This is a genomic window from Lacrimispora xylanisolvens, assembly GCF_002934545.1.
In the GTDB taxonomy this organism is placed as follows: domain Bacteria; phylum Bacillota; class Clostridia; order Lachnospirales; family Lachnospiraceae; genus Lacrimispora; species Lacrimispora xylanisolvens.
The window spans coordinates 185,111-200,472 of the sequence record NZ_PTJA01000002.1; the positions used below are offsets into that span (position 1 = coordinate 185,111).

At 44.3% G+C, this 15,362-nt stretch carries 16 protein-coding genes; 7 read left to right on the plus strand and 9 right to left on the minus strand.

Going from position 1 to position 15,362, the window contains the following annotated elements:
• Positions 1-47: 47 nt before the first annotated feature.
• The 6 genes from BXY41_RS04185 (at position 48) to rlmH (ending at position 5,394) form a co-directional block, all read left to right on the plus strand.
• The gene (locus tag BXY41_RS04185) at positions 48-473 is read left to right on the plus strand and encodes a DMT family transporter (RefSeq protein WP_104434986.1); all 426 of its coding nucleotides are present in this window, start codon (positions 48-50) and stop codon (positions 471-473) included.
• Positions 474-574: 101 nt separating this feature from the next.
• Positions 575-1,198 carry a helix-hairpin-helix domain-containing protein gene (locus tag BXY41_RS04190; RefSeq protein ID WP_104434988.1) on the plus strand — a complete coding sequence of 208 codons (624 nt, stop codon included), beginning with the start codon at positions 575-577 and terminating at the stop codon, positions 1,196-1,198.
• A gap of 20 nt (positions 1,199-1,218) precedes the next feature.
• Positions 1,219-1,917, plus strand: a complete 699-nt coding sequence (locus tag BXY41_RS04195) for a response regulator transcription factor (RefSeq protein WP_104434990.1) — start codon at positions 1,219-1,221, stop codon at positions 1,915-1,917.
• A gap of 71 nt (positions 1,918-1,988) precedes the next feature.
• The gene (locus BXY41_RS04200; RefSeq protein ID WP_104434992.1) at positions 1,989-3,845 is read left to right on the plus strand and encodes a DUF6320 domain-containing protein; all 1,857 of its coding nucleotides are present in this window, start codon (positions 1,989-1,991) and stop codon (positions 3,843-3,845) included.
• 29 nt (positions 3,846-3,874) lie between these two features.
• On the plus strand, positions 3,875-4,903 hold the full coding sequence (locus BXY41_RS04205; protein ID WP_104434994.1) for an alpha/beta hydrolase: 1,029 nt from the start codon (positions 3,875-3,877) through the stop codon (positions 4,901-4,903).
• 11 nt (positions 4,904-4,914) lie between these two features.
• A complete protein-coding gene (gene rlmH, locus BXY41_RS04210; RefSeq protein WP_104434996.1) occupies positions 4,915-5,394 on the plus strand; it encodes a 23S rRNA (pseudouridine(1915)-N(3))-methyltransferase RlmH in 480 nt (159 codons plus the stop codon).
• Between the two features lie 138 nt (positions 5,395-5,532).
• Here rlmH and BXY41_RS04215 read toward each other — a convergent pair whose 3' ends face one another.
• Together BXY41_RS04215 and BXY41_RS27545 are read right to left on the minus strand one after the other, a co-directional pair.
• Positions 5,533-5,859, minus strand: a complete 327-nt coding sequence (locus BXY41_RS04215; RefSeq protein WP_104434998.1) for a hypothetical protein — start codon at positions 5,857-5,859, stop codon at positions 5,533-5,535.
• A gap of 243 nt (positions 5,860-6,102) precedes the next feature.
• Positions 6,103-6,270 carry an alpha-helical endospore appendage domain-containing protein gene (locus BXY41_RS27545; RefSeq protein ID WP_490393071.1) on the minus strand — a complete coding sequence of 56 codons (168 nt, stop codon included), beginning with the start codon at positions 6,268-6,270 and terminating at the stop codon, positions 6,103-6,105.
• 158 nt (positions 6,271-6,428) lie between these two features.
• Here BXY41_RS27545 and BXY41_RS04220 point away from each other — a divergent pair, with 158 nt between their 5' ends.
• Positions 6,429-7,313 (plus strand): LysR family transcriptional regulator, encoded by an 885-nt coding sequence (locus tag BXY41_RS04220; RefSeq protein WP_104435000.1) that lies wholly within the window; start codon positions 6,429-6,431, stop codon positions 7,311-7,313.
• Between the two features lie 182 nt (positions 7,314-7,495).
• Here BXY41_RS04220 and BXY41_RS04225 read toward each other — a convergent pair whose 3' ends face one another.
• The 7 genes from BXY41_RS04225 to BXY41_RS04255 are packed head-to-tail and all read right to left on the minus strand — an operon-like array spanning position 7,496 to position 15,305.
• Positions 7,496-8,794, minus strand: a complete 1,299-nt coding sequence (locus BXY41_RS04225; RefSeq protein ID WP_104435002.1) for a GntP family permease — start codon at positions 8,792-8,794, stop codon at positions 7,496-7,498.
• A 49-nt stretch (positions 8,795-8,843) separates the two neighbouring features.
• A complete protein-coding gene (locus BXY41_RS04230; RefSeq protein WP_104435004.1) occupies positions 8,844-9,398 on the minus strand; it encodes a hypothetical protein in 555 nt (184 codons plus the stop codon).
• Between the two features lie 6 nt (positions 9,399-9,404).
• The gene (gene fadK, locus BXY41_RS04235) at positions 9,405-11,039 is read right to left on the minus strand and encodes a medium-chain fatty-acid--CoA ligase (RefSeq protein ID WP_104435006.1); all 1,635 of its coding nucleotides are present in this window, start codon (positions 11,037-11,039) and stop codon (positions 9,405-9,407) included.
• A 41-nt stretch (positions 11,040-11,080) separates the two neighbouring features.
• Positions 11,081-12,091 carry an electron transfer flavoprotein subunit alpha/FixB family protein gene (locus tag BXY41_RS04240; RefSeq protein ID WP_104435008.1) on the minus strand — a complete coding sequence of 337 codons (1,011 nt, stop codon included), beginning with the start codon at positions 12,089-12,091 and terminating at the stop codon, positions 11,081-11,083.
• Positions 12,092-12,107: 16 nt separating this feature from the next.
• Complete coding sequence (locus BXY41_RS04245) at positions 12,108-12,896, minus strand: electron transfer flavoprotein subunit beta/FixA family protein (protein ID WP_104435010.1); 789 nt, start codon at positions 12,894-12,896, stop codon at positions 12,108-12,110.
• Between the two features lie 14 nt (positions 12,897-12,910).
• Positions 12,911-14,053, minus strand: a complete 1,143-nt coding sequence (locus BXY41_RS04250) for an acyl-CoA dehydrogenase family protein (protein WP_104435012.1) — start codon at positions 14,051-14,053, stop codon at positions 12,911-12,913.
• Between the two features lie 28 nt (positions 14,054-14,081).
• Positions 14,082-15,305, minus strand: a complete 1,224-nt coding sequence (locus BXY41_RS04255) for a CaiB/BaiF CoA transferase family protein (RefSeq protein WP_104435014.1) — start codon at positions 15,303-15,305, stop codon at positions 14,082-14,084.
• Between the last annotated feature and the right edge of the window lie 57 nt (positions 15,306-15,362).

A 15,362-nucleotide genomic window follows, 5' to 3' on the forward strand; every position in this document is an offset into this window, starting at 1 on the left:
CATTGCATTTTTTCAAATAAAAAAATACAGATGCGGAGGTTGTGTAAATGACAGGCTTTATCATTGCTCTGATATCAGGAGCGCTAATGAGCATACAGGGAGTATTAAATACGGGAGTGTCCAAACAGACAAGTATGTGGGTTTCCACGGGTTGGGTCCAGCTGACCGCTTTTTTAACCTGCCTCATTTTATGGTATTTCTCAGGGAGGGACGATATTTCAACCCTTCTTTCGGTTCACCCCAAATATATGCTGATCGGAGGCATTATCGGCGCATTTATTACTTATACAGTTGTAAAAAGTATGGGGACGCTAGGTCCGGCAAAAGCAGCGCTGGTGATAGTAGTATCCCAGATCGTGGTGGCTTATGCAGTGGAGGTATTTGGTTTATTCGGCGTGGAAAAAGTTGGATTTGAGTGGAAAAAACTGATTGGGGCAGTTGTAGCCATCATAGGCATTATAATCTTTAACTAATTTGGAAATAGTGCTTGTATTTACTTATTTCTTTAGGTAGAATAGGTACAAGGGCTGAGGATGGGATCCTTTTTTGCAAAATTTTGTAAAGGGAGGATTCCATGAACCATCATAGGATTAAGATCGCAGCCATAGCTTTCTGCGTAATCATATGCAGTATTTGCTATGGCTTAAACAGAAATCATAAATACCGGGAAGACGGGTTTGTTTCCATTCAGGAGACGCCTGCATCGTCACAAGAGGAAACTTTAGCCGGGGATTTAAAAGAAACATCAAAAGAACCGTTACGTATTTGCTATGTACATATATGCGGAGAGGTGGTGTCCCCAGGCGTCTATGAGCTGGAGGAGGGAAGCCGCATCTTTCAGGCTGTGGCAGTAGCCGGTGGTTTTACGGAACATGCAGCAGCTGATTCGCTAAACATGGCGGAACCGGTCAAAGACGGGATGAAGATAAAAGTTCCGGACAAGGAAGAAGCCAAAGTGCTTTTGGACCAGGCATTTTCTTCCGGAACAGGTTCATCAGAAGGCAGACGTAAAGTGAATCTTAACACGGCTGATAAGAGCCAGCTCATGACCTTAAGAGGAGTGGGAGAGGCGAAAGCGGATGACATCATTCGTTACCGGGAGAGTCACGGTGGATTTCAGAAGATTGAAGACATTATGAAGATATCAGGGATTAAGGAGGCAGCCTTTCAGAAGATAAAAGACGATATCACGGTTTAAATAGAAGACAGAGGTGCAAAATGGCAAGTGTTTTAGTAGTAGATGACGAAAAACTGATTGTAAAGGGAATGAGATTCAGTCTGGAGCAGGACGGTATGGAAGTGGACTGTGCCTATGACGGTGAGGAAGCCATTAATCTGGCAAAACAGAAGGAATACGATGTAGTGCTTTTGGATGTCATGCTTCCAAAGTTTGATGGATATGAGGTTTGTCAGGCGATCCGGGAGTTTTCCGAGATGCCCATCATTATGCTGACAGCCAAGGGCAACGATATGGATAAGATTCTGGGGCTTGAGTATGGAGCGGATGATTACATTACGAAGCCCTTTAACATTCTGGAAGTAAAAGCAAGAATTAAGGCAATTATGCGAAGAAATGCCAAGAAGGGGAGACGGGATCACAAGGAAGACAGCCATCTGGTGACAGCCGGTGATTTAAAGCTGGACCGGGATGCCAGAAGGGTCTTTATTGCAGAGAAGGAGATCAATTTAACAGCAAAGGAATTCGATCTTCTGGAGCTTTTAACCTGCAATCCCAGCAAAGTTTACAGCAGAGAACAGTTGCTTACTTATGTTTGGGGGAACAAGGCGATGGACACTGGTGATGTCCGTACTGTAGATGTTCATGTAAGGCGTCTGAGGGAGAAAATTGAGCCCAGCCCCAGCGATCCCAAATATGTGCATACGAAATGGGGCGTAGGATATTATTTCCGCGTCTAGTGAAAAAAGGAGGATTTCTGCCGGGAGACCGGCGAGATCCGCCTTTTCTTAAATTAAGGAGTGCCGAAACGATGAAGAAAAGCCCGCAGGGTGAACGATGGAGAAGGCTTGACAATACGGCAAAGATTTTTCCTGTCATAGCCGATGAAAATTTAAGCAATGTGTTCCGGATCAGTGCCCAGTTAAAAAGTGAAGTGGTACCTGGAACCCTACAGAGAGCGTTAGAGGAAGTTCTGCCACAGTTTGAAGGATTTTCCGTAAAACTGAGGAGAGGCTTTTTCTGGTATTATTTTGAACACAACAGCCGGATGCCGGTCATTGAACGGGAGACAACCTATCCCTGTAAGTATATTGACCCTCACAGCAACCAGCTTTTTTTATTCCGGGTCACTTATTTTGGCAGCCGGATCAATCTGGAAGTATTTCATGCTGTCACAGATGGACTGGGTGCTGTTAATTTTTTAAAGGCACTGGTTTACCGCTATCTGGATCTGGTAAAGGATTCAAGAACCGGTCACAGGGCGCCCCAGAAGATTTCTTCCGATGTTTCCATGAATGTGGAGGACAGTTATGTCCGTAATTATAGAAAGATCCGGAAACAGAAATACAGTTCTGCAAAAGCCTATCATATTACCGGGGAGCTGCTCTCTTTGGATGAGGAGAATATTCTTCACGGTTATATCGGTTTAAAAGAGATGAAGGCTGTGAGCAAGGGGTATGGCGTCAGCATTACCCGTTTTTTAACTGCTGCACTGATCTGGTCTATTTATCAGGAGTATTTAAAAAAGAAGCCGTCTGAACAATCCATAGGAATCAGCATTCCCATCAATCTGAGGAATTTTTTCGGTTCTGAGACAATGGCGAATTTTTTTGCCGTGACGTTAGTGGAATTTCTTTCTTACGGAGAGAATCATACCTTTGAGGAAATACTACATGTGGTCTGTACCCAGATGGATGAAAAGATTACAAAAGAGAAGATGGAGGAGACTATTTCCTATAATGTTTCCAGTGAGAAGAAGTGGTATCTGCGCATTACTCCTCTTGTTATAAAATGGCTTGCTTTAAATCTGATATTCTGGAGGAACAATGGGGCATATACCATGACATTGTCAAACATCGGTCCCATTGAGATGGATGAAGAATATGCAAATGAGATTGAACGCTTTACCATGATGATCGGTGTATCCCGCAGACAGCCCATGAAATGCGGAGTTTGTTCCTATGATGATGAGGTGATTGTTACCTTCAGTTCCGTTTTTCAGGATACAAGGCTTGCGGACACGTTTTTTGGCTTTCTAAGGAATGAAGGGATTCCGGTTGAACTGGAAAGCAATGGGGTGCCGGACCACAGAGATGATAAGGGACAGTATCCCCAGATCCGGTATGACAAGGAGCGGATGAAAAAGATTGCCAATATCTTTTACGGCATTATGATCTTTGCCGCGGTGATTCTTGGAATCATTAACCTGGCTACCTATTCTGGTTCCATATGGTCAGTGATCGCAATTGCCTTAATGGCCTATTCCGTCATGACAGTCCGGTATTCCTTTATGCGACATTCCAATCTGGCAGGGAAAGTAGTCATGCAGACCATAGCGGCAGAGCTGGTATGGGTTGCGATTGATCATGTGACAGGGTACAGCGGCTGGTCTGTGAACTATGGGATACCAAGTACCATATTATTTGCTGACCTGGCGGTGGTATTTTTAATTCTTGTTAACCGAATGAACTGGCAAAGCTATTTCATGTATCAGATTGCAGTTACTGTTTTCAGCTTTATTCCGTTAATTCTATGGGCAGCAGGGCTGATTACCAGACCGCTTCTGTCCATTGTGACAGTGGTGGTGACCGTAATAATTCTTGCAGTCACCATTGTTTTGGGAGACCGGAGAGTAAAGAATGAGCTGATCAGACGATTTCATATATAGAATGTGCTGTCTGGAAAGGAGGTAGACATATGAGAAGAAAAAAAGTAAGTGTGATGGGAAATCTGGTGAGAGATATGATGCAGAATGTGATGGAAACTTCGTTTAAGCAGCCATTCCAGAGCGGCGAACTGAGAAAAAATCCGGTAGAGCCCGCCTGGGTATGTCCGGCTGGATATGAATATGAAATTATAGAAAAATGTGATTTAAAGATGGAATATTTAAGACCTGTTGGAGTGGTCACAGGGCGTGTGATTCTTCAGCTTCATGGTGGCGGTTATATCGGCCCAATGAAGAATATTTACCGGAGATTTGCAGTCCGGTACTCCAAGATCAGTTATGGAGGAGATGTTCTGACTCCGGATTACCGGGTAGCTCCGGAAGATCCCTATCCGGCTGCTTTGCAGGATGCCGTTTCGGCTTACCAGTGGCTATTGCAGGAGAAGGGGTATGCCCCTGAAAACATTGTAATAGCAGGTGATTCGGCCGGCGGTGGTTTGGGCCTTGCACTGGGCCTTTATTTAAAGGACAATCACCTGCCTCTTCCCGGAGGCTTTCTCACCATGTCTGCCTGGACGGATTTAACAAACAGTGGGGAAAGTTATCAGGCTAATTATGAGCTGGATCCCCTTTTTGGTAATTCCACCCATAACATGCTTTACGATTCTGCGTATATCGGAGAGGCGGATCCCATGGAACCGTATATCTCACCGCTGTTCGGAGACTTTAGCGGATTTCCTCCCGTTCTGATGCAGGTGGGAAATTACGAGATACTGTTAAGCGACACCCTGTTGGTTGGTCAGAAGTTAAAAAAAGCTGGGGTGAAATGCCGGATATCCGTCTTTGAAGGAATGTTTCATGTATTCCAGATGGGGCTGGATCTAATCCCTGAAAGCCGAGAAGCCTGGGAGGAAGCGGAAGAATTCTTACGGGTTATTTATCATATTAATGTAAAACCGGAAGGAAAAGTTGTCCGGAAAGTAAAGACAGGGCAGAAACGTTCTGCGAGAGATATCACTGGCTTTTTAATTGCCATGATGAAGAAAGAACTGAATGGATAGAGGAGATACGAATGAAGATCACATTGGTAACTGTGGGGAAGATAAAAGAAAAGTTTTATACTGACGCCATAGCCGAATATAGCAAGAGACTGAGCCGATATTGCAAGTTGGAGGTGATCCAGGTGGCAGATGAAAAGACGCCTGATCATGCCAGTGAGACGGTGGAACGGCAGATTAAGGAGAAGGAAGGTGAGAGAATCCTTCTTTCTATCAAGGAAGGTGCTTATGTGATCGCTCTGGCTATTGACGGAGATACCCCGGATTCGGTAAAGCTGTCAGAAAAAATAGCGGCTCTTGGAGTGGGCGGGGTAAGCCAGATTGTATTTATTATCGGCGGTTCCCTTGGGCTGGCTGACGCTGTGTTAAAGCGGGCGGATTACAAGCTGAGCTTTTCTAATATGACGTTCCCCCACCAGTTGATGCGGGTGATTTTACTGGAACAGATTTACCGGAGTTATCGGATTATTAATGGGGAACCTTATCATAAATAGATGTAACAGAGTATTATTTTACAGTTTTATAGAAAAAGATACGCTCACTTGTTCAATTCGTTCGAAAGGGATTGCAGTGAGCGTTTTTTTATTCCCATGGAATTCATGCAATATAATTATCTGCTTTTAATGTATTATTTACTCAATTTTGGACTCTTTATAAATTGCAAAAACTACATCCAGTTTTATTCCATCGTCAGACTTCTCTGCATCTTTATATAGCACCTGTATTCTATCGTCAACAGAAATATCTGGGACTCCATCTGCAGATACTACTTTTTTAGGGACCCAGACTTTATCGCCCATGTCTTTTATGGGTTCACCCTCATTTGGAATTACTATAAAGTAAGTATCAGTGACTTCTGAAACAATTCCTTTAAAGTATTTTTCTTTTTTTTCATTGCTGCATCCGATTAATAACAACAAAATAATGATAAAAACGAACAATGATCTTTTTTTGGTCATAGTTTTACTCCTTTTCCCTAACGTTTGTTTAATTAAAAATAATGTACTATTTTCAAGTTCATATTTTGAACAATAAAGCAAACAAGAACCGAATCATGTTGTAAACTTCATTTCATATCACTTTATATTATTTCATATGTTATACGTTTTATAAAGAGGCTTTATAACATCTTTTTGTGAATTTGCAGTTATAAATGGGAAAAAAGCAACAACTTTTTCTACACGGAAGAATGGAACACGGTGTCATAGGGGGGGGAGATGATCTAAGACTGCCTCCATCTTGTTTTTAGGAATCATTTGATTTTGCACTACCATTTTTAACAGACTGGTTATACTTTCATTAATAGCAAGAATATCTTTTATATTGTAAGAATCTTTACAGCAATTAGCCTGATACTGTAATTTGCGCATTCCGCCTTAATTATAAGACTAAGGGCTTAGCTTATTATTGAATAAGTGTAAAAATATTGAATATAATTCACACAAACAGTTGTCAAATCTTGTCGTTTTTTGTATAATATAGATAGATAAAGCTGTTGAATTTTAAACAAAATATAGGGGGGATCTGTATGAATTTGCCGCAGTTATATTATTTCATAAAATTAGCAGAATTACAGCATTATACGAAAGCCGCAAAAGAACTTTACATCGCTCAGCCCTCGTTAAGTGACTCGATCGCTTCACTGGAAAGTGAGCTTGGAATATCCCTGTTTCAGAAAAAAGGACGTAATGTAACACTGACAAAATACGGAGAAGAATTTTATATCCATGTATCACAGGCGCTGAATGAACTGGAACGGGGAATAGCCACCATGAAGATGCATTCCGGTCAGCTGGGAGGTACCATTGATGTAGGATGTATCCCCACTTTATTAGGTGATTTTCTTCCGACAGCAATTCAAAATTACATGAAAAAGAATCCTCAGGCGAAATTTAATATATTCCAGGGGATGTCTATTGAGGTCGCTCATGGGGTAGCAGCCGGAAAATATGACCTGGGTTTTTGTTCCATGGTGGAAGATGAGCCCGATCTTTTATTTGTTCCCATTATGGCACAGGAGCTGGTTTTGATCGTTAACGACACCCATCCCCTTGCAGAAAGAAAAGAATTATGTTTAAGCGAATTAAAGAATTATAATCTTACTACATATCGTGATTGCATACCTATCGGAAAGGTTGTCCGAAATCTTTTGCAGCAGCATGAGGTGGAGGCAACGTTTTCTTATGATGATGAAATTTCCATCGGAGGTGTGATCTCAGAGACAAATCTGGCAGCGATCGTTGCCCGCACTCCCTTTTTAAAACAATTTGATAACCTGGTACTGATTCCACTGTCAGATGTACCAAAGGATACCCGCCTGATTTATATGACATTCAGCAGAAAGAATTTCGTTTCCTCCTCTGTGGAAGCATTTGCAGATTTCATTGTGGCGCACGAGATGAATCTGCCGTAATCGGACAGACAGGCTGGAGCAGAATATGAGATTAAGATGGGTTTCTGGATTTTTTCAGACTTTTTTAAACACTTATAAAGAGGATTAAACGCATTGTTACATTTTTATAAAAAGAAACAGCGGTATGCTGCCACAAGCGCATACCGCTGTTTCTTTATCATACATGATCCGTACCCACCAGATTATACAATACCCACTGTCGCCATAAGTGCAATTACCAATCCGGCAATAAAAGCTGGGATCATGGTACCTAAAATAATATGTTTATAGCTTTCCTTTAAGCTGCATCCGCAGATGGACATGGTGAGGATTGCAACGGAGGAGTTTGGCAGTTTATTTAAGATCAGGGCAGATTCTGTTACAATGCGGTGAAGAGCAGCAACATTGACTCCCATATCAACAAATGCCTTTCCAAAGCTCTCCATGAAGATGGTTTCACCTGAAATTGCGGAACCGGTCAGTCCGGTCAGCACCGTTGTACCGAAAAATGCTTTCAGATATGCGGGCATATTCATGGCAAGCACTGCCTGCTGCAGCTGCTGGAATGCAGGAGAAGCGCCTAAAACCTTGGAAAGACCCATAACTGCAGCAACCGTAAGCATGGAGTTTAAGCCGGAGCTGCTGCCGGTTTTAATGGAAGTTTTCATGTTCTTAATCCGCTTTAGCTGGGTGCAGATAATTAACAGGATACCAATTACCAGAGAGAACATAATGCTTGGGGAAGTTCCCCAGCTGGAGGTTGCAACTACACAGCCTAAAACAAGGACAAAAGGAAGAACGGACATGAAAATTCCGGGAAGTTCCTCTTCCGAAACGGCTGTCTGCTGTGTCTTATACATGGCAAGAAGCTGTTCCGGTGTATTGTTTTTCAAACTCTGTTTTTGTGCATAATTAAAATACAGGAAGTAAGAAACAGCAAGGATCGCGGTAAACACAAAGGAAAGCAGAGGCGCTGATCCAAGGGAGGTATTTAAGTATTTACTTGGCAGTACATTGCAGATATCTAAGGAATAGGCAAAACCATTGGCAGAAGCACCGCCGCCCAAAAGAAGGAAGGGAAGCACCCGCCGGTCCATTTTATTTTCATATAAAAGGTTATCGGCAATAGGATAAAGGACAAATACCATAATATAACCGTTGATACCAAGCAGAGTGATGAAAAAAGTACAGATCAGGATGACCAGACCTACCATTTTCGTTCCCAGCTTCTTTGTCAGTGTCTGAGCGATTTTTGTTGCCAGACCTGTTTCTAAAACAAGCTGGCCAAAAACTCCGCCAAGCCCCAGGATCAGAAACCAGGAGGCGACAAAGCCGCCGGCACCGCCGGAAAATGTGGTCAGAAACCCTTCGTTCAAATTCAGTCCGCTTGTGACCAGAATAATGGCTGCCGTGATCACCGTCGCTGTTATCATATCGATGCCCTTGATAATCATTACAACTAAAAGTGCAATGGCAATAATAAGACCAATTGTAGCTAACATAATGTTCCCTCCAATAATTATATAGTCTGTCAGTCAGGAAAACTCTTCATTAAGCTTTCTCATTTGCACCGGACTGCCACTGCGCCGTCATTTTATCAAGCGGAATCGCAGTCAGCCCTGTTTCCCTGGAAAAGGAATAGATTACAAATCCACGTTTACAGCGGAAGACGCATTCCAGGCATGGGTCTTCATCGCAATAGGCAAAGGCATCGGTGTCTGCCAGGGAAAAAACAAGAGGAGGACGCTTTGTCTCAGGTAAATATTTTAAGTACCCCCCGGTAAAAGTTTTTAAATACATCCACTCCGGCATATATTCCGGCTTTAATGCTTCCCAAAATACTTCCACGGCGTTATCATTGTAGCCTCCGGTGATTCGATAGCTTAAGTGAATTTTATCGTTTACCAGGTCCGGTGATTCCGGTATTAAATGGACCGCTTTTGAACCACAGCATATAATTTCCGTTTCACCAGGGGGAGGTGCAGCAATGGCGGGAAACAGTCCGCCGCATGTTTCGCATCGGTAAAAGGATACTTCCGGGCACTGGTTAGCCGGAGGTTTTCTTGTGTCACGGCATCTTCTTGGTCCGAATGTTTGTTGAATCATAGCCTGTCACCCCTTCATCCGTTTTAACAGCTCTTCCCGCAGCAGATATTTTTTTACCTTTCCGCTGCCTGTGTGGGGAATTCGTTTAATTAGTTCCAGACGTTCCGGCCAGAAGCGTTTGGATATGCGGTGCTCTTTTAAATAGTCGATTACATCGGTCAGGGACAGGTTTTCAAACCCTTCTGCAACAACCACAAAAGCGCAGATCCGTTCCCCCAGGCGTTCATCCGGCATACCAATGACGGTATGGTCCAGAATTCCGGGACAGCCTTCTAGATTATCATTGATTTCATTGGAATTTAAATTTTCACCGCCACGGACGATCATATCTTTCTTTCTTCCGATAATCCGTATGTTTCCATCTTCATCCATAACGCAGAGATCTCCGCTGTGATACCAGCCGTCATCGTCAAGAACTTCATCGGTAATCCCCCGGTTTTTTAAATATCCCACAAATACATTGGGACCTCTTGACAATTCTTCTCCAGCAGTTCCAAAAGGTACATCTGCACCGTTTTCATCCACTACACGAATCTCGACTCCCTCCAGTGGTTTTCCTGAAGTAGTTCCATTTAGCCTTAATGCGTCACAGGGTCTGACAAAAACATGGGGAACACTCTCCGTGGAACCATACACCTCACATAGAAGTATCCCATAATCCCAGGCTTTTTGTACCATATATCCCGGAACAGGCGCACCGCCGCATAAATAGAATTTAAGAGAAGGAATTGCACCTCCGTTGGTCTCTAAATCCCTTAAAATATCATAGATAAAAGGAGTGGCGCCCATGGAATAAGTACAGGCCTCCAGATTCATTAAATCAATGGCTTCCCGACAGCAGTATTTCTGCTGTAAAACCACCTTAGCTCCTGTGAGCATGGGAGCAATAATCCCATGGTGAAAACCGGTTGCATGGTTGAGAGGGGCAGGCATAAACATGATATCGTCCATTGAGACTCCCAGCTCCCGGTTAAAGGTCTCCTCGCTGTAACGGATGTTATCATGAGTTAAAATTACACCCTTTGAGCCGCAGGTAGTGCCGGAGGTTCCAAGAATGACGGCAATATCCTGTCCAGTCTGCCGGGCACACTCCTCACTCCTTAATGGCCTGTAATCATGGAGAATATTCTTCCAGGCATAACAGCTGCTTTTTATCTCCCTGGTCTGATCCAGCAAAACCACTGCACGAAGGCTGTTAATATGAGGTAGTGCTGATTGAATCATTTCCTCATAATCGGTTTTGTGAAACCAGGTGGGAGCAAAATAAGCTTTGGACTGGGTTAGATTTAAGCAGCGGACCAGTTCTTTTTCCTCGTATGACATGGCAATCGGGTGGGCAGCAGCACCTGCCTTAAAGCAGGCAATGGTGATTACTGCGAATTCGCTCCAGATGGGAATCTGATAGGAAACCACATCACCGGGGCCGATTCCCTGGGAACGGAGAAAGGCCGCCACTTTGGAAGCGGCCTCATCCATCTGCCTGTATGTATATCGGCATCCTCTGTCATCTACCACATATTCCCTGTCCGGATATTTTCTGACTGACTCATGAAAGCAGTCTGAAAGTGTCCGGTCTGACCAGTATCCATTCTTCAAATACTGAAGTTTTAAATCAGGATTTATTTTTATTTCTTCAAGCATAACCCTTCTCCTTGGAAATGAAGAGCAGAGGTATGATAAGGTTATCCCTGCTGCCTCGCCTTCAGCTCTTTGACAAGAGCAGGAACCACTTCAAATAAATCGCCAACGATGCAATAGTCCGCAACCTCGAAAATAGGAGCGGTTTCATCCTTGTTAATGGCAATGATGGTTCCTGACTCGCTCATCCCGGCTACATGCTGCACTGCTCCTGAAATACCGCAGGCAAAATATATTTTAGGGGAAACAGTAGCGCCCGTCTGCCCAACCTGCTTGCTCTGAGGCATCCAGCCTGCATCAACAGCAGCGCGGGAACAGCCTACGGTACCGCAAAGTACATCAGCCAATTCCTTTAATACAGAAAAGTTCTCGGCTGATTTCATTCCCCGGCCGCCGGAAACGATAATTTCAGCCTCATCAAGCCGTAAGTCATTGTCTTCACAGGCTTTGATAAAGTCAATTACCTTAGTCCGGATATCCTGGGCCGGAGTGGAGATTTCTTCCCGGATCACAACTGGTTTATTGTCCGGATTCTTTTCCGGTTTTTTAAATGCTCCCGGTCTGCAGGTACCCATCTGAGGTCTGGTTTCACTGCAAAGGATCTGGGCATATAAATTGCCTCCGAAAGCAGGACGTTCCCAGACAACATTGCCGGTTTCCTCATCAACGCTGAGGGCAGTACAGTCTGCAGTCAGACCGGTGCGCAGGCTTACCGCAATTTTGGATCCTAAGTCTCTGCCGTTTACTGTCGCTCCAACTAAGATCGTATTGGGCTGATACTTTTCACATAGTTTTAAAAATACATTTCCATAGGCATCGGCAGAGTAATCTTCGTATTCCGCTCCCTCAACCACATAAATTTTATCCGCACCATATTCTCCGGCGGCTTTTACAGCCTCTTTGGTATCATTTCCGATTACTACTGCACAAAGATCCTGTTTTAATCCTTCTGCCAGTTTTCTGCCCTGTCCTAAAAGTTCCAGCCCTACGCTTTTTGGCTGGTCTTTAAAACATTCAACAAATACCCAAACATCCTTCCATGCTTCAAAACTCATTTTCTTCGGCCTCCTTTTACAGTATTTTCCCGTCGGCCAGCTTGCCGATCAGTGCGTTAGCAATTTCACCGGGAGTAGTTCCCTCTATGGTCACGCCGCAGGCGGTCCGTTTTGGTGTGAAAGTAGCTTTTACCTTGGTGGGAGAGCCTTTGAGCCCCATTTTTGACACATCCGCATCTGGTAAATCAGCCAGGGTGATTTCTGGTATCTCTGCTTTTAAAGAGGCGATTTTTCTCTTTATGGTAGCGTATCTGGGTTTGTTGCTTTCCTTTGTTGCAGTACAGAGAATGGGGAAGCGGGCCTCGATTACTTCGATTCCTTCCTCCACCTGCCGCCTGGCAATTACCTTATCCCCGTCTGCCTCTAAATCCAGGATATAAGTAAGCCTTGCAGCGCCAAGGTGTTCTGCAATACTGGGGGCAGTCTGACCCGTATCCCCGTCAATAGCCTGTTTTCCACCCAGAATCACATCGAAGTCACCAAGCTTTTTAATGGCCTGTGACAGGATATAGCTGGTGGCATAGGTATCAGAACCGCCAAATGCACGGTCTGTCACCAGATAAGCCTCATCAGCTCCCATGGAAAGAGCCTCTCTTAATACAGCCTTTGCCTGAGGAGGCCCCATGGAGATCACAGTCACTTTTCCGCCGTAGCGGTCCTTTAAGGAAAGCCCTGTTTCTAAGGCATTTTTGTCAAATGGATTCATGATGCTTGGTACACCTGTACGGATCAGGGTGTTTTTTACCGGATCGATTTTAATCTCTGTTGTATCCGGAACCTGCTTGATGCAAACAACGATATTCATCCTGTTATGTCCTCCTATCTGTATTCCTTATCCAGCACATTTGCAATGGTCATACGCTGGATCTGGTTGGCGCCTTCAAAAATCTGGAACACTTTGCAGTCTCTCATCAGTTTTTCTACGGGATATTCTCTGCTGTATCCGTAACCGCCGAAGATCTGTACTGCATTGGAGGTAACCTCCTGTGCACAGTCGGAGACAAAGGTTTTGCAGATGGAGCCTTCCTTCTGAACCATGATTCCCTGGTCCATCATGCGCATGGTGTTATTAACCAGACACCGGGAGGCCTCAACCTTGATTGCCATATCCGCAAGCAGAGCCTGAACCATCTGGAACTTAATGATGGGAGTCCCGAACTGTTTGCGTTCTTTGGCATATTTTACGGATTCATCAAGGGCTCTCTGCATAATTCCCACTGCCAGGGTTGCAACAAATGCACGGGATAAGTTCAGTGCATTTAAAGCCAGCTTAAAGCCGGAGCCTTCCGGTCCAACCATAGCGGAAGCTTTTACCCGCACATTTTCAAAGATTAAGTCAGTGGTATTGGAAAGACGAAGTCCCATCTTGTTTTCATGAGCGCCAACGGTAACGCCAGGTGCATTCGCATCGATAATAAAGGCGGAAATTCCCTTGTGTCCGGCAGCCGGGCTGGTTTTGAAAAATCCTACAAATACATCAGAGAGAGCTCCGTTTGTAATAAAGGTTTTTGTTCCGTTTAAGATGTATTCATCACCATCTAAGACTGCGGTGGAACGCATGGCAGCCGGATCAGAGCCTGCATTGGGCTCGGTTAAGGCAAATCCTGCAAATGATCCTGGTCTTATTTTGTCAGCAAAATACTGTCCCTGCTCCTTGGTTCCTGCAAGAATTACGTTTCTTAAAGCAACAAAGGTGGTTACAAAGGTGATGGCATAGCCTGCATCTACTTTTGCCAGCTCTTCAAATATCATGGCAGTGGTTTCATAGCTTAAGCCGGTCCCGCCGTATTCCTCGGGAATTTCCAGCATGTGAAGTCCCATATCAAAACCCCATTTAAAGAGTTCTCTCGGGCATTCCCCTTTCTCATCTGCTTCTTTTACGTAAGGCTTGATTTCGTTTTCAGCCATTTCTCTTACGAGAGCAAGAAGCTCTTTTTGTTCTTCGGTGTATAGTAAACTCATGTCATCTCACCTTTCCATTCTATCGTGTTTATTTTTTCAGCTTTGTTTCCCCGGTGGCTGCACCGGAGGCAAGAATCTCACCGATTTCACCCTGACTGTATCCCAGATGATTAAGAATCTCAACCGTATGGGCACCCTGGGAGCCGCCGATCCGATATTCCGGTTCTCCAACAGAACCAAAGTTTACCGGGTTTGTGGGAAGGTAGCGTTCACCGGAGGGATAGGGGATCTTTGCAATAATGCGATTGGCCCAGACCTGTTCATCGTCATACATATCAAGAGGTTCATAGGCAGCTTCGCAGGCTAAATCGTTGGCTTTAAACATGCTCATCAATTCTTTTCTTGTGAGTTTGCCAATGGCGGCATCAAGAACATCAATGACCTCATGGTTTAAATGACCTGCATTTACGTCAGCACATCTCATGTAACGGGAATTTCCAACCATATCCGGCCTGCCTAACAGTGTCATAATTTTCTCGTAGTCACGATCATACTCCGGACAGCAGATTACCACCCATTTCTGGTCGCTGGTGCGGTATACGTTATTAAATGGATTAGGAACTTCCTTTCTGCTTTTTGGATACTGATTGCCATACTGGGCAGAAATCACTCCTGTGCTCAGTGCGTAAACTGCAGCATGATGGAGGGAGACCGTGATCTTATCGCCTTTTCCTGATTTTTCCCGTGCATAAAGAGCAGCACAGATTCCAGAGGCAAGACCTAAGGAAACCTGGAAGTCGCCAAAGCCGTTGGTTGGGATCATGGGAGCATCCCCTTTGTTTACGGTAGTTCCGAACACGCCCCCTCTGGCCATGTAGCAGGTAACATCAAATCCGGCAGAATCTTTTTCCGGACCGTTCTCCCCATAGCCTAAGACCTGAGCAAAAACCAGCTTCGGGAAACGTTGGCTTAATGTTTCATAGTCAAGACCCAGTTTTGTTAAGGATTTTGTTCTGGTGTTGGTGACAAAAACATCGGCTTCTCCAATGAGTTTGTAAGCGATTTCCAGACCCTTTTCGGATTTTAAATCCAGGGTAATAAAGCGTTTGTTCATGTTGGCAACATCAAATGCCAGGTTTTCATCGTCTTCATAGGGCATATTAAATACTGCGCCCTGTGTTCTTGCAGGATCACCCTTGGCGGACTCGATTTTAATGCAGTCGGCGCCCCATTCTCCCAGAACGCGGACTGTGGTAGGGGCTGCAAGATATGTGGTTAAATCTACTACTTTTACTCCCTCTAAAGGTTTCATACGGATCCTCCTCCTTTACAAAAACCTGGGGTCATCAGGCCCATACGGAACCGGATG

Bases quoted from the DNA above. Each gene is read 5' to 3' on its own strand.
- BXY41_RS04250 (WP_104435012.1), bottom strand. From the start codon at position 14,053: ATGAGTTTACTATACACCGAAGAACAAAAAGAGCTTCTTGCTCTCGTA.
- BXY41_RS04205 (WP_104434994.1), top strand. From the start codon at position 3,875: ATGAGAAGAAAAAAAGTAAGTGTGATGGGAAATCTGGTGAGAGATATG.
- BXY41_RS04200 (WP_104434992.1), top strand. From the start codon at position 1,989: ATGAAGAAAAGCCCGCAGGGTGAACGATGGAGAAGGCTTGACAATACG.
- BXY41_RS04225 (WP_104435002.1), bottom strand. From the start codon at position 8,794: ATGTTAGCTACAATTGGTCTTATTATTGCCATTGCACTTTTAGTTGTA.
- BXY41_RS04185 (WP_104434986.1), top strand. From the start codon at position 48: ATGACAGGCTTTATCATTGCTCTGATATCAGGAGCGCTAATGAGCATA.
- fadK (WP_104435006.1), bottom strand. From the start codon at position 11,039: ATGCTTGAAGAAATAAAAATAAATCCTGATTTAAAACTTCAGTATTTG.
- rlmH (WP_104434996.1), top strand. From the start codon at position 4,915: ATGAAGATCACATTGGTAACTGTGGGGAAGATAAAAGAAAAGTTTTAT.
- BXY41_RS04220 (WP_104435000.1), top strand. From the start codon at position 6,429: ATGAATTTGCCGCAGTTATATTATTTCATAAAATTAGCAGAATTACAG.
- BXY41_RS04195 (WP_104434990.1), top strand. From the start codon at position 1,219: ATGGCAAGTGTTTTAGTAGTAGATGACGAAAAACTGATTGTAAAGGGA.
- BXY41_RS27545 (WP_490393071.1), bottom strand. From the start codon at position 6,270: ATGCGCAAATTACAGTATCAGGCTAATTGCTGTAAAGATTCTTACAAT.
- BXY41_RS04245 (WP_104435010.1), bottom strand. From the start codon at position 12,896: ATGAATATCGTTGTTTGCATCAAGCAGGTTCCGGATACAACAGAGATT.
- BXY41_RS04215 (WP_104434998.1), bottom strand. From the start codon at position 5,859: ATGACCAAAAAAAGATCATTGTTCGTTTTTATCATTATTTTGTTGTTA.
- BXY41_RS04230 (WP_104435004.1), bottom strand. From the start codon at position 9,398: ATGATTCAACAAACATTCGGACCAAGAAGATGCCGTGACACAAGAAAA.
- BXY41_RS04240 (WP_104435008.1), bottom strand. From the start codon at position 12,091: ATGAGTTTTGAAGCATGGAAGGATGTTTGGGTATTTGTTGAATGTTTT.
- BXY41_RS04255 (WP_104435014.1), bottom strand. From the start codon at position 15,305: ATGAAACCTTTAGAGGGAGTAAAAGTAGTAGATTTAACCACATATCTT.
- BXY41_RS04190 (WP_104434988.1), top strand. From the start codon at position 575: ATGAACCATCATAGGATTAAGATCGCAGCCATAGCTTTCTGCGTAATC.